Below are 15110 nucleotides of genomic sequence, written 5' to 3'. Positions count from 1 at the left end.
ATATGTTTTATTAAGGGGAAACCATGAACACTTTTCACAACACGCTTGTTACTATAGATAACTTCATTTGGGGTCCACCTCTTTTGATTTTATTGGTTGGTACGGGTATCTACTTTACGTTTCGTTTACGTATTTTCCAACTTCGCCACTTACCGACTGCACTTAAAATGGTTTTTTCACGAGAAGAGAACCAAAGTACAGGTAAAGGTGACGTTTCAAGCTTTGCGGCGTTATGTACAGCCCTATCAGCAACCATTGGTACAGGTAACATAGTAGGTGTAGCAACTGCCATTAAACTGGGTGGTCCTGGTGCCCTTTTCTGGATGTGGCTTGCTGCTGTATTTGGAATGGCAACAAAATATGCCGAATGTTTACTTGCGGTTAAATACCGTAAAACAGACAGCAAAGGCGAAATGGTTGGCGGCCCAATGTACTACCTTGAATACGGCATGGGTAATAAATGGTTAGCAAAACTGTTTGCCCTATTCGCTTTAGGTGTTGCTTGCTTTGGTATTGGTACATTCCCACAAATTAACGCTATTGTTGACTCAGCACAGCTAACAATGAATGCACCAGCATGGTTGACGGGCGGTATCCTTACAGTCCTTGTTGCGGTTGTGACACTTGGTGGTATTCAATCTATCGCTAAAGTCGCTGAAAAAGTCGTTCCAACAATGGCGGTAGTTTACGTTGTATCGTGTGCTTCTGTTTTAATTATGCAAGCCGAAGCTTTACCAGCGGCTTTTCAATTAGTAATTACGTCAGCATTTACAGGTACTGCTGCAACTGGTGGTTTTGTTGGTGCATCAATCATGTTAGCTATCCAATCAGGTGTGGCGCGTGGTGTATTCTCAAATGAATCAGGCCTTGGTAGTGCACCAATGGCAGCGGCAGCCGCTAAAACCGACTCTTGTGTAAAACAAGGTCTTGTATCAATGACTGGTACCTTCTTTGATACCGTGATCATTTGTACCATGACAGGATTAACTTTAGTGGTTACTGGTGTATGGCAAGGTGAAGCAGCGGGTGCCTTAATGACAACTCAAGCATTTGCTATTGGCCTAGGCTCTGAGCAAATTGGTCCATACCTTGTATCTATCGGTTTAATGTTCTTCGCTTTCACCACTATTTTAGGCTGGAACTACTACGGTGAACGTTGTGTGACTTACTTATTTGGTCGCAAAGGTGTTTTACCATACAAAATAATCTTTATTAGCTTAGTGGCTTCTGGTGCTTACATGCATTTAGATACTATTTGGGTTATTGCTGATATTGTTAACGGCTTAATGGCTATTCCGAACTTGATTGGTTTAATCGCTCTTCGTCATATTATTATTGAAGAAACCCACCTATTCTTTAGTAAGCAAAAAGAGACTGAAAACGAACAAGTTTTTAATAGAATATAGCGTACCAATGAATTGTCTCTGTTAATTTTCAGAGACAATTTGAAACATTTATGTAAACCAAATCTCACAAATATATTATTTATTCTGCTATTATTACCTTATACATTAAGTGAGGTGATATATGGACATATTAACTCTTATATTTGGCTCAGTACTTTTAGTTTTAGTCATAGGCTTTTTTATCTCCTTTTGCAAAGGACTTATTAACGAATATAAAGAGCTACATAAATGATAAACCCAATTTAAAAGCAGCTTTCTCGGCTGCTTTTTCATTTTTGTGACTATCAGTTAAAAAGTTATCCTGCCACTCTTGATAAAATTTCACTACAATAGGCCTAGCTTAATTCACAGTTATCGAGGCTCTATGCGACATTTTATTTGGATCTTACTCTTCTTTAGTTCACTTTCCTTTGCTAGCGAAGCACAAGACTTAAGTCATTTAGAGAAAATTAATGCTGAAATTGCACGGCTAAAAACAGAGTCAAACTCATTCAGCGGCAGTGAATTGGCTATTATTCGAGTTCAACAAGTCGAAAAAAATAATGAACTGCGATCTGTTTTATCACAGCTAATTCAAGAACATGACAAAACAACAAAAGAGCTTTTAATCTCAGAGGTGAATAACCAAATTGGTTATGCAGAGCGATCTTTTGCCTATTTAGATAAAGAACTAAAATCAAAACAAGCACAACTTGATAAAGCTGACATTGAACATAAGCTAGCGCTTCAAAACACATTAAAAGAAACCCGAGACTATTATTACCTATCCCTTAGCGACCAGCTTGAAAATTATCAATGGCTCGCAGATCTTGGTGAATCTAACGAAGCTCAAATCGATGCGTTCAAATTACTCATTGATCAAAAAATCAAATTTCTTTCTGCTTCATTAAGCTTTGATGCTAGTCGTGAACAACGTTTATCCGACCAACTTCAACACTCTTCGGAATCAGAAAAATCATCATTAACCCTAGATCACCTGTTCTTTGAGCGTAAAGTATTTAACTCTACATCAGGGTTAGAAAAACTGATCAGTATTGCCGATCAGTTGGACATCAATACCACCGACTATAAGCGTCAGCTATTTTCGACAACGGGTAACCTAACAGAAGATATTCTTAAGTTCCCTGTTATTGCTGCCATCTTAAGTAATTGGATATCTTCAGGCAGTAACTGGCTACTTAAACACGCTCCGGATCAGCTATTAAAATTCTTAGTCTTTATTCTGATCTTATTTGCTACCCGCTTAATTGCCCGTTTAACAAGCCGCGTGGTATTAAAAGCGGTTGTTCAGCCTCATTTACGCATGAGTAAATTGATGCAAGATTTCTTTGTATCCATGTCGAGTAAGCTGATTTACTTTATTGGTATCCTAATCGCCTTTTCAAAAATAGGATTAGACCTTGCGCCTGTATTAACAGGTTTCGGTGTTGCCGGTATTATTATTGGTTTCGCATTACAAGATACGTTATCTAACTTCGCATCTGGCATGATGCTACTTATCTATCGTCCATTCGATGTCGGTGATTTAGTTGAAGCTGGTAGCGTATCAGGCAAAGTAAGCCACATGAGCCTAGTAAACACCACCATCAAAACCTTTGATAACCAAATCATTATTCTACCTAACAGTATGATTTGGGGGGATGTAATCAAAAACGTCACCCACGAGAGAGTGAGACGTGTGGACATGGTATTTGGGATAGGATACGAAGACAGCATAGAGCACGCAGAGAAAATCTTAGCAGAGATTGTAGACGCACACCCTGCAGCATTGAAAAAACCAGAACCAAACATCAGAGTCCACACACTAGGTGCCTCTTCAGTTGATTTCATTGTTCGTCCTTGGGTAAAAACCGATGACTATTGGGATGTGTATTGGGACATTACTCGTGAAGTAAAACTACGTTTTGATAAAGAAGGCATTTCGATTCCATTCGCACAGCAAGATGTGCACGTTCATTTTGCGAAGAAAGATAAAAAACCAAAGAAGCCAAATCCAATCACCGAGAAAATTGGTAGCGTGATTGACTCAGTAAGATCAAAAGACAGCTAAACAAAAAGTGCCATGCGTATTCAATAATAGGCATGGCACGGTTTCATTCACCTTTTATATCAAGCTTGGCATTTTAAACAATTATTTAGAAACAAGTAAGTTTACACCAAGCATCACAAGTACCGCCCCTGTCACCCTTTCAATTCTATTTTTAACCACAGAGCTAGACATCAATTGCTTGGCTTTTTCCACCAACAAAGCAACGCCACCCTGCCATATCATCGCAATAACAAAATGAATGCTCGCCATCAATAATGATTGAGCAAACGCGCTGTACTCGGGGTTAATAAATTGCGGTAATAACGCCAAATAAAATACTGCGGTTTTTGGGTTTAGGATATTAGATAAAAACCCTTCTTTAAACGACACTTTTAATGACGTCACTTCAAGACTCTTAGTGTTGTTCATGTCTATGGATTGTGAGTGACGAAAAGTACTTCTTATGGATTGCACACCAAGCCAGATAAGATAAATCGCACCAATTGTCTTCACCACGGTAAACAACTCAGCCGAACTCACCAATACCACAGACAGACCAACTGCCGACATGGTTGCATGAACAAACAGCCCACAACAAATACCAAGACTGCAAGTTATGCCATCTTTCCAACCACCACGCGTTGTATTACGAATAACCAACGCCGTATCCAAACCAGGAGTCATTGTAAGTAGCAATATGGCAATAAAAAACGCCCAAAAATCCATTATCATAAAATATCCATTTTTTTACTTTTATCTCGTTTTATAACAAACCGTTTAAGAAAGCTATTCATTTTATAACTAGAGCATTAACTCTATTAATTATCGCACTTTTCATAGATTCATCATATTTATATAAAATAGGCCATATATGGATCTTTTTGACCTTTATCGGAAAGTTATTTGTTCGATATACGGTTAAAGTACAGGCATTCATATCACGGGGTAAACAGCAATGAATCATGTAAAATTTGAATATCAAATCATGGGGATTGGAAGGTGGATTTCTGCAACCGTCTCTTTGGATATTGCGACCAAATTAGCAGAAGAATATACATCTTACGGTTGGCCCGTAAAAATTAGCTAATACATTTTCTCATCCTTTTCGAATTAGCTTCTCTCTCATTTGGCCTCGAACTTTCGAGGTCATTTTTTGATATTTTAAAAATCACTGAATAACTCACTACCCTATCTTAAGACAATCGCGATATCATGAGCCTTAACTAAAAAACCTTACAAGGAACTAGCCTCATGAGTCATTATCAGAAACTTGTTGCTCACAGTTTAAAAATATCTCGTTTTGAACACTTATCTGCTATTTGCGGTTGGGATCAAGCCGCTGTAATGCCATCAGGCGGTAACTACGCTCGTTCAGAAGCCATGGCCGAACTTTCTGTACATCTTCATAAACTGGGTACAGAACCACAACTAGCAGAATGGTTTGATAAAGCAGAATCAGAGTCTCTGTCTGATAACGAACGTGCAAGCCTACGTGAAATGAAGTCAAAATGGCAACAAACCACAGCCCTACCTGAAACGCTAGTAGAAGCACAATCGTTAGCAGGCTCGAAATGTGAACACGCTTGGCGCTCACAACGCAGTGAAAACGACTGGGATGGCTTTAGTAAAAACTTTGCAGAAGTCGTTGCCCTATCTCAAGAAGAGGCACAGATTCGCGCTGAGATCACAGGCCTAACCCCTTATGATGCCATGCTTGATTTATACGAGCCGGGAACCACCACAGCAAAACTGGATGTGGTATTTAATGACGTAAAATCATGGCTACCAGCGCTCATCCAAAATATCCAAGAGAAACAAGCGACAGAGTCTATCTATTTGCCACAAGGTCATTACCCAACCGAGCAACAACGTCAGTTGAGTTTGGATGTAATGAAGTTTTTAAACTTTGATTTTAACCATGGTCGTCTTGATGTCAGCATGCACCCTTTCTGTGGCGGCGTACCAACGGATGTTCGTATAACTACACGTTACGATGAAAACGATTTTGTGCAATCTTTGATGGGAACTGTTCACGAGACAGGACACGCTCGTTACGAACAAGGTTTACCAAAAGAATTTGCTGGCCTTGCCGTTGGTGAAGCACGCTCAATGGGAATTCACGAATCTCAAAGTCTATTTTTTGAAATGCAGTTAGGCCGAAGTGCTGAATTTATTTCTCAACTATCACCATTAGTGCAAAAGAACTTTGTGAATGCGGATCAAAAGATCTTTGAAACAGATAACCTGCAAAAAATCTACACTCGTGTAAAACCTGATTTTATCCGTGTTGATGCCGACGAAGCGACATACCCTGCTCATGTTATTTTACGTTATGAAATCGAACGTGATTTAATGAACGGTAACATCAGCTATAAAGATATCCCTGAACTGTGGGATGCAAAAATGCAGCAATACCTAGGTTTAACCACCAAAGGCAATTACAAAAACGGCTGTATGCAAGACATTCACTGGACAGACGGCAGCTTTGGTTACTTTCCAAGCTACACACTAGGCGCAATGTACGCAGCACAGTTTATGGCTGCAATGAAACAAACCGTAGATGTAGAGAAAGCCACACTAAGCGGTGATTTAAGCCCTATCTTCACTTGGTTATCAGATAATATCTGGAGCAAAGCATCACTATTCTCAACGGATGATTTAGTGAAACAAGCAACGGGTGATGTGCTAAATGCGAGTTTCTTTAAAGCACACTTAGAAAAGCGTTATTTGGAGTAAAAACTAGACGTTAATTCGCCGCTTTACTCTATGTAATTAATAAAATGGATGTGGTTTTGGCTGCATCCATTTTTTGTAATTCGTTTTTGACCATCACTTTATCCCCGACAAGGTATAATATCTACTTTATCCTCGGTCGGGGATATCACATAATATGACGGGGTGTTGATTTATAATCCAAAACAATTAGTTAATGTGATTATTTTTAGGTCAGTACTAAAAAGATTAATTACGGTATAATATACAACATTCTTTTTCGTTGATTAGGTAGGACAAATTGACAACTAAAGCACTAAAACTTCGCGATATGGTTCATACCGTACTTGATAGTGACGCCCTTCACTCTCATCAAGTTAATGCAGCAACTAAAACATTTAACGCACTAAAAGGTGAGGTTCGAGCAGTTGTTACAGCAGCAGAGATGCAGGCTGGAAAGTCAGGTATTGCCCTTGCTTTATGTTGTTTGCAGCGTTTAAGTTTGAATGACCTTGATATTTGTGACCGTAAACAGCTTAAAGACACCCTATACCTTGTCACCATGCCAGATACAGCCTTAAAAGAGCAGGCTGAAGATGATCTTAAACTGGCAAAAAACGTTGTTGTCAGTAATTTCGTTAACTTTGAAAAAGCATTAGAAAATGAATTTAAAGGCAACCCTCCGAAACTGATCATTATTGATGAATGCCACTACGGTTCGAATGTATCTGCTGTTAGATACAGTAAAGTCTTCGATTACCTTGAGAAAGAAAATGATAGCTGCAAAGTGGTATTTATTTCAGCAACGCCTTTTGGTGCTTTATATGGCGCTGAAACTGAGTATCAAGAAGCAATAGAACTTCAACAAGAAGCTGAAGACGAAGACAATCAAGCATTAATTATTGAAGCAAAGCAAGCAGCCCAGAATGCTCTTAAAGACTCTATTTTAAGACGTGATTTCAATACCCGATTAGTATTTCACAAAACAAGCGATGAATACTACGGTGTTCGTGAAATGCTTAAGAGTAATAAGGTGAAAGGGCTTGGACAAGATACTAAAAACTTCCTCGTTGATTCACCAGAACGCAATGAGTTTATTGAGCAATTCAATTCTCATGAAGGCATGGGCTGGTCACTAGTACGTGTGCCTGCTGGTTTTGCCATGGACGCGAAAGAATTTCTAATTAGCCAAGGGATCGATGAAAGTTCTGTTTATATCCTTGGTAACTCACTTACTGGCGTTCCCGAAGATGAACATTGCAGCATAGAACGTTTTAAACGTGAGTTTGATGACGCCCAAATATTTGAGGATAAATTAATTGCAATTACCGTTGCAGGAGCAAGAGCTGGCATCAACTTCGGTGCCATGATGAAGAACAACCTCATCTCTACTTGGGATAGCACTGTTGCTAGCGTTGCAGCAGTAGTACAAGCCAACATAGGTCGTGCATGTGGTTATCACGGCAATAATTCATCACTGCACTTTACCAACCTTAATGCAACTGAAGCCTATGCCTCTATCTTGGATCACTTAGAAAAAACTTGCTCTGAGGAAGCGGCATCAGATTTTGATGGGCTAAGAGAATTCTTTGAGGATGTTTGTCAAGAATATCAAGTTAATGGATTAGATGTTGGCTTAACCATCAAATACAAACGTAGACGCCCTATCGGTGATGTTGAAACCTACCGAACAGATAGTTATATCGCTGTACCCGCAAAATTATTAGAAGACGAAGCAGACTTTAGTCAATACACCAGAGATAAACACCTTCTTCAAGCTATTGAGATAATTCGCAATGAGTTTACAGCCAAAGGAGCGCCAAGCGTCAAAGGCAATCGAGCGATGCGTGGCAAAAAGAAGAACTGGATAAAAGCACAATGGGTCAATGGTGATAGTTACAACAACCCTGAGAAAGCTCATGCGGACGGGACTCAAGAAGAGAAAGCTAAGCTCTACACAACAATGATCGACAACGATGAATATCTTGAGTTTAACCGTGTTGTCGCTCCTGGTTCAGGTGAACTATCGGAAAACAAACTGATCACTGCAACCATATTCAGTGTGTACAACATTTCTCGCCGCCAAGTTGATAAGAAGATCATGACGTTAGAAGATGTTCATGATATGTGTGATTACTTTGGCATTGAGCGAGATGATACTATGTTTGTTCTCTACAAGCGCGGAGAGTACGATATTGATCGTTCCATTGCGAAAAAGCAGCATAACGAGTTACCTGAAAAAACGGGAGACCTAAGTGATGAGTCTCATTTTTCAGATAAAACTGAATCAATGTATAATTAAAGCTCGAATGGGGCTTTTCACATAGCCCCACTTCTCGGTAATAGTCATGAATAATTCTAATAAACACCGCAAACTTGCTGAGTATACAATCTCAAGCAATACGTTCTCGCACCAACGTGAAGCGGCACAACAAGCATTCAAGCAGTTTGAAGCAGGTTCTAGAGCTGTAGTCATTGCTGCGGAAATGCAATCAGGTAAATCTGGCATTGCTCTCGCCCTATCCTGCTTACAAAGACTATCACTTTCGGACGAAGCCATAGTAGACAGAAAATGTCTGAAGGACACTTTATACCTAGTGACCATGGCTGACACTGCACTTCAGGAACAAGCAAAGCAAGATCTTGCAGCTAGTAAGAACGTTGTTGTCAGTAACTTTACAAATTTTGAAACAGCACTAAAAACACATTTCAAGTTTCAAGCCCCTAAGCTAATCATTATTGATGAGTGTCACTATGGCTCGAGTAGTGATAGCGTTCGATATGACAAGATCTTCAATTACCTTGAACACAACAACCAAGCCTGTAATGTCGCCTTTGTTTCAGCTACGCCATTTAGTGCGCTCTATGCCGCAGGTGCTGATTCAATACTCCGCCATAACTTCGATACTTCCTTGGTCTTCCATAAAACAAGTGATGAGTACCATGGCATTAGGCAGATGCATCGCAACAACCAAATCATTAAATTGGATGAAAATTCGCGAGACTTCTGTGATACCTCTTTACTTCGAAATCGTTTTATCCGTCAGATCAAAGAACATGAAGGTTCAGGATGGTCACTAATTCGAGTACCTAGCAGTCAGGCAAAAGTTGCAAGGGACGTTTTGCTCTCTAACGGTATTGAACCACATCAAATCCATATCATTGGTCAAAAACTTGTTGGCCTCGAAGATCACGAGCTTTCTTCTATCAATGACTTTAAACGTGAATACGAAACCGCTGCATTATTCGATGAAAAGCTAATAGCAATCACTGTGGCAGGTTTTAGAGCTGGTGTTAACTTTGGTCAAGAGATGAAAGAAACGCTGATAAACTCTTGGGATAGCACAATTGCCAATATTGCAGCAGTTGTACAAGCTAATATTGGTCGAGCTTGTGGTTATCATCAGAATACAACAGCAAAACACTATACTAACCTAGATGCGGTGAGAGCCTATGGTGAGCTACTTGATCACTTAGAATCCAATCACAACAGTCATGAGCTTAGTGGTCTTCATCAATTGTTCGAGCAAATTTGTTCACGCTATGAGGTAAGAGGGTTTGACCGTGGCACAACAATAGCTCCAGTTTCTGAAACTAGAGTAATAAAGAAGCTTATTGACAGTAAATCATACTCAACCAAAGGTTATATTGCTGTTCCAGGTAAACTTCGAGACCCTGACTTCGACTTCTCCATGTTTACAACTGACCCAGAGCTTTTAGAGGCTATTAGCTTAATTCGTCAAGAGTTGATAGGTGACGATGGACCATATAGAAAGAAAAACCGCGCCCTTCGTGGTGAGCATCAGAATTGGATCAAAGCACAATGGGTGAATGGCGCAACTTATGATGACGGGACTCAAAGTTGTGCAAAGGCAAGAACACTAGCCTTCACTTCTCAGTTAAATCAAGAAGAGGAAGTATCATTTAATCAAGTTGTGAACCCTGGCGGCGGAGAAAAAACTGAGGATAAAAAGGTAATGGCAAGTATCTTCAGTACTTATAATCTCTCAGGTCAGATGGATGCTTTCAAGCGCTCTTTAGATTCGGATGATCTGGAGGAAATTTGTAGTTTACTAGATGTAGAGCACGACCGAGATACCCTGATTGTTCTTTACAAACGAGGGACAATATTAGAAAAAGATTTAGATGATAAGTCGAATTTCAACCAGGAAATTCACACCACTCGAATACGACATAACAGCGTCTTCTAGATACAACAAAGCCGCGACTTTTCGCGGCTTTGACTCTTCTAAATTATATATTAGTTGTTACATTATTGAGTTTTAGCGCCTTCCAACCCCATGACATTTTCTTTTTATTATAGTTTAACACTGCTGTACCCTTGACCAGCACACCATCGTTAACACCATGCTGTTCCATCAATGGTGGAGCAATAAAAATATTATCATCAGTAAAACCCATTCCATTAGATGCTCTAACACTACAACTAAAGTCTTTATACACGAGTGAGCTAGGTGCTTTATCTGTTGGTTTCACTGATAAAACTCTATAACGCTCGCCCTGCTTAGTTTTAAATTGAGCTACTTTTACAGCAAGAAAATTGCCTTCTTTTACATTAAAATCGATATCCGAAAAGTGAACAACTGAGCTAACCTTCCTATTTACGATGAAATGAAATATCTCTTTTTTCTGATTCACATGGTCAACTACCGCGATATGATCGGTAAAGATATCCCAGTTAGCATCATAATCACGCTGAGCTATCAAAAAAACTTGGTATCTACCACTAGCATCAAAGTCACCTTTAATGCTTAATCCAGATCCAACATCACCAAATTTGTACTTGTTTTCAGGAACTGAAATTTCTATTGGTTCACTTTTGCCTTGCGGTACTAGATACAACTTTCTTTTTGGTTTATTTGGCTTATCGGGTATCGTGAATTTTTCTCCAACACAAGCTTTCACCAATGGCAAATCGCTAAATAGCAACTCTTCTGCCTTTGATACATTCAATTGATAGTATTTCTTGTTAGATTCTGTAGCAGTAAAGGTTTTATACCACTCCTGAGCTTGAAGCTTCTCTGCGTCTTCTGGAACCTTCAGTCCGTCTTTGGTTTTAGATGTAATTACTTTCTCTATTTCATGTTTGGCTTCAGCAAATTCGCCCAGAGAAGCCAATGCTTGCGCCATTTTAATACGTACTTTAGCTGTAAATTTATCATCCGTGTAACAAAGCAAAGCTTTGCAATAGCAACTCAGTTCAATTGACTTATCAAGACCTGCATTAACTTCCCCAAGCAATGCCCAAGACCAGTAATCACTGACTTTAGAGCGGGTAACATCGGTAGCAAAACGTAAAGCCTCTTTACTTTGCCCTAATTTTAAGAGCAATTTCGCTTTATTGAGTTTGAGCCAAATATTTTCAGGAAAACGTTCAATAGCACTATCTAAATGTGGGAGAATATATTGGTGATTCTCAATAATATCAGAAGCAACAGATTCCTTAGCTGCCTGCTGTATTACTTTTTCAGCTAACGATGGATATTGCTCCCCGTTATTGTTGATATAAGGTTCATAGTCCTCCTCTCTGAGAGAGTCTAACTGCCAATATCTCGAAAAGCTGATGAGATTAAAACTAGAATTACCAGCTAACTTAGCTGCTTGTTGTAGTATGCTTGAATGTAATAGTGAAGGCTTTTCAACTAACTGGAGCTTGAGATAGTCAGCTAACAACCTTTTTGAACTAGATACATTTATGTGCTCTTGAGCCAGCGAATGCTGTAAGAGTCGAAATAACTCCCACCCTAAAGAGGTTTGTACATTCAAATCGCCTGCACCAGCGCTACAAAGCTGCCTATAAATATTAGCAGCCTGAAGGTGACTCCCTTGTTTGCTTAAAGATTTGGCCTTTTGTATCAGTTGCCCATTAGGGTTACACAACGATAGTGCGTATTGAACCTGAGTCGTTAATATCTCATCATTTGCAGCAACGTCTATCGATTGAAGTTGCTGTGAATAATAAGCTAAATTTTGTTGCTGATTGGACTGAGAGTCTCGTTTCAACAAATCAATTAAGCACCAAGCTAGTGCCTTAAAATTCCACTCATCAGAAGCATTCACCTTAACAAGCTCTACAGCCATTTTATAGGCTTCATCAAGCTGCCCTGATTTACGTTTAGCAAAAACGTCTTTACTAGTAATCATTCGCTTAGCCCCTCTGTCAGTATCTTATTAATCACACCAACAAGCTCCGAACCCACACTTTTATTTCGTAAAACAGACATTTTCGTAAACCGTTGCTTACCGTTAAAGTTAATATCAAAAACTGCAACAGAATTCCCTTTGCTAAACGTATACCTCAATGCCCATTGCTGCTCTTCTGCTGAATTCAAAGTAATATCCGCACAACTCACAAGTTCCATCAGACGCTGGTGAAACTGATTTTGAAATTCTTGCGAAAATAAAACTTCAGGTACTTCGCTCGAATCATTCACCAAGCCAAATTTTAATGGTGCGAGTAAATCTGCAACCTCGCTACTAAAAGGGTTAACTTCAATAGACTTAACCTGACTCACTTTTCCTTTTGCGTTATACCAAATATTGATCCGAGCAAATTCACTTCCTCGTTGGATAGTATATGCCTCATGATATTGCTTATGATCAATATCAACTACAGCACAACCACTACCTTTTAAGGAGTGACGGACTGAGCCTAATAGCTGCATTAAAAATGCTTCACTCTGAGGTATACCAAAAGTAGAGTCATCTAAGAATTCAAATACTGAAGTGTGATCAGTATTGCTACCTTCAAATGGTATTGGTTCAGGCTCTTCTATAAACGTCTCACCAATAGGTGTTACTTCCTGTATAGTGCCCCCAAGCTTTATTTTTGGCGGCTCTAATAAATACAATTGTTTAGCGGTACGAGTAATTGCGGTATAAAACCAACGGAAATATCCTGCACTGAGTGTGTTTTGATGCATTTTACATTTAACAAAAACATGATTCCATTCGCTGCCTTGAGCTTTATGACATGTTATCGCATACCCAAATTTGACACGAAGCGCATTAAAGTACGGATCTGCGCGTAGTGTTTCTTTGAACTCTAAGCTATTCCTACGTAGATTTGAATTCCGCATACAAAAATCAATATACAAAGCCTTACTTTCATCAGAGGATAACTGTGGCTGTTCTGAGTAAAGTAAATTCTCCACAATCTTTGCCTTAAAGAAGCGAGACGTTCCTGTGAGATCTTTAAAACCAATATCCACCTCTCGGAAGCTCAGCTCTACTTCAACTCTCTTATCTTTACTTCTTGGGTTTAGAACTACTTTTCTTATTTCAGTTGGGCCAAGAACCTGACGAACTAAGCCAAACTCACCGTTAGAAATATAGAATCCATAGCGATCATTGTTTGAGACCGCTATTACTTTGTCGCCATTTGAAATTTCTGGTTGCTCAGGGAAGAAGTGCTCTCGAATTCGACAGTTGTATTGCATCACATCACGATTTGAGCCAGCAACGACTATAGATTCACCATTGATCTTCCCATGACATGACTCAAGATATTTAGGTAGTAAATCAGCGTACTCAACTTCTTCAACATCGGCAAAGGTAGTGTCTAGACTAAGTTGGTTAAAGACACCTGCTTTCAGTGCATTACGTAACTGAATTGAATTTTTCATTACACCGCTGTCAGCTTTTTGTCTGACAACTTCAGTTAACTCGTAACTTACCGTATCTAACCCAAATTTCTGTTTCAGGTAATCTGCTGAGAGTGCTGGTGAAAAACTCATTCCCACTGGTGGTAACTGTGCATCGTCCCCAATAAAAATAACTTTCTTACGGTGATCATTGTGATCTAAGTTTACGAACTTCAATAAATCACTCAATAATTTTCCAGTCCCACATCGGAAAAACTCATTGTCATTGTACACATCAGAAATCATGGAAGATTCATCAATGATAAATACCGTATCAGCAGACAACTCATTTACCGCGATCTGAGCATAGAGCTTATAAGTCTCAGATTCTTCACCAGATTCATCTCGATATTCAACTAAGTCTTTGAAAGAATAAATTGTTTTATGGATTGTGTAGGCGCTGCATCCTGTCTTATTTGAGATAACCTTTGCTGCTTTGCCCGTAGGCGCAGATAGTACACATGTACGACCGATTGACTTAAAGTACTCAGTAAGCCCTTTTGTAATGAAGGTCTTACCTGTACCCGCATAACCTTTTAACTGAAAGACACTTTTTTCTTTATTAGAAAGAAATTGATCTAATTGGTCTACAAGTTTAGCTTGCCCAGCTGTTAAACTATATTCCGAAAAGCTATCAAAAATAGAAATATTCTTATTAGTTACTTCCTGTTCAAAATCAATAGATTGAGCAGCCTGATTTGCATTCGCCTTAAACTTCTCAAGTTTAAGTGCGTCAACTTCTCCACGAAGTTTAGAAAGCTCATCTAAAGCACTTTGCTCATTTGCTTCAACAGATAACAACTCCTGTTTAGCTACTTCAAGCTGAGACTTCAACTCTTCGTGGTTTTTAAATTGCAACCCAGATAACTCTGGTTTCTTTGGTCGAACGAAGGCTGGATAAATTTCATTTGATTCACCACTGTATGCTTTATACAGCCATTGACCTAAAAAGTAGGCCTCTTTAATTAGCCATAGTGCATCGTCTGTCGTTCCTTCATCATGATGAACGGCTCTATTTCCTTTCATACGAAGCGCATGAAGTTTCTGACACACATCATCGCCCACAACTTCGATAAACTCATCTGACTTAAGTTTATCAATTAAGTTGCTTCTAGGCTCACATGGTAAGGAAAGCTCACGATACAACACACCAACAATCGCCTCACAGAAGCAACGAAGTTTTGTTAAAGACGACTGAGGGTCAGTATATGCGTAACCCTCTGCGTATTGAGCAAAACTAGCTAACTGAGGCCAGCGCTGCTCAAGAAGTTCAAAGTTCCCAGCCATTTATTACCTTTA

At 39.3% G+C, this 15110-nt stretch carries 8 protein-coding genes; 5 read left to right on the top strand and 3 right to left on the bottom strand.

Annotation, left to right across the window (positions count from 1 at the left end; all coding sequences use genetic code 11):
- The first annotated feature begins 23 nt into the window (after window positions 1–23).
- Complete coding sequence (locus HC728_RS13740) at window positions 24–1406, top strand: sodium:alanine symporter family protein (protein WP_012534186.1); 1383 nt, start codon at window positions 24–26, stop codon at window positions 1404–1406.
- A gap of 364 nt (window positions 1407–1770) precedes the next feature.
- Window positions 1771–3456, top strand: coding sequence for a mechanosensitive ion channel family protein (locus tag HC728_RS13735; RefSeq protein WP_017019262.1), 1686 nt, complete (start codon window positions 1771–1773; stop codon window positions 3454–3456).
- 81 nt (window positions 3457–3537) lie between these two features.
- On the opposite strand, the gene HC728_RS13730 is transcribed toward HC728_RS13735, so the two are convergent.
- Window positions 3538–4167, bottom strand: coding sequence for a LysE family translocator (locus tag HC728_RS13730; RefSeq protein ID WP_065621803.1), 630 nt, complete (start codon window positions 4165–4167; stop codon window positions 3538–3540).
- Between the two features lie 519 nt (window positions 4168–4686).
- Here HC728_RS13730 and HC728_RS13725 point away from each other — a divergent pair.
- The 3 genes from HC728_RS13725 to HC728_RS13715 all read left to right on the top strand — a co-directional run bounded on the left by HC728_RS13725 (window position 4687) and on the right by HC728_RS13715 (window position 10358).
- On the top strand, window positions 4687–6171 hold the full coding sequence (locus HC728_RS13725) for a carboxypeptidase M32 (RefSeq protein WP_190395660.1): 1485 nt from the start codon (window positions 4687–4689) through the stop codon (window positions 6169–6171).
- A 277-nt stretch (window positions 6172–6448) separates the two neighbouring features.
- Entirely contained in the window at window positions 6449–8449 is a 2001-nt protein-coding gene (locus tag HC728_RS13720) for a DEAD/DEAH box helicase family protein (protein WP_190395659.1), read from the top strand.
- A gap of 46 nt (window positions 8450–8495) precedes the next feature.
- Window positions 8496–10358 carry a DEAD/DEAH box helicase family protein gene (locus tag HC728_RS13715; RefSeq protein WP_188863336.1) on the top strand — a complete coding sequence of 621 codons (1863 nt, stop codon included), beginning with the start codon at window positions 8496–8498 and terminating at the stop codon, window positions 10356–10358.
- A gap of 43 nt (window positions 10359–10401) precedes the next feature.
- On the opposite strand, the gene HC728_RS13710 is transcribed toward HC728_RS13715, so the two are convergent.
- Window positions 10402–12312 (bottom strand): tetratricopeptide repeat protein, encoded by a 1911-nt coding sequence (locus HC728_RS13710; protein ID WP_188863335.1) that lies wholly within the window; start codon window positions 12310–12312, stop codon window positions 10402–10404.
- Entirely contained in the window at window positions 12309–15098 is a 2790-nt protein-coding gene (locus HC728_RS13705) for an ATP-dependent RecD-like DNA helicase (protein ID WP_190395658.1), read from the bottom strand. Before HC728_RS13705 ends, HC728_RS13710 begins: the two co-directional genes overlap by 4 nt.
- Window positions 15099–15110 lie beyond the last annotated feature (12 nt).

Source organism: Aliivibrio sp. S10_S31 (assembly GCF_014694495.1).
In the GTDB taxonomy this organism is placed as follows: domain Bacteria; phylum Pseudomonadota; class Gammaproteobacteria; order Enterobacterales; family Vibrionaceae; genus Aliivibrio; species Aliivibrio fischeri.
Note: the sequence above shows the minus strand (reverse complement) of the source record. Positions and strands in the feature narration are given on the sequence as shown.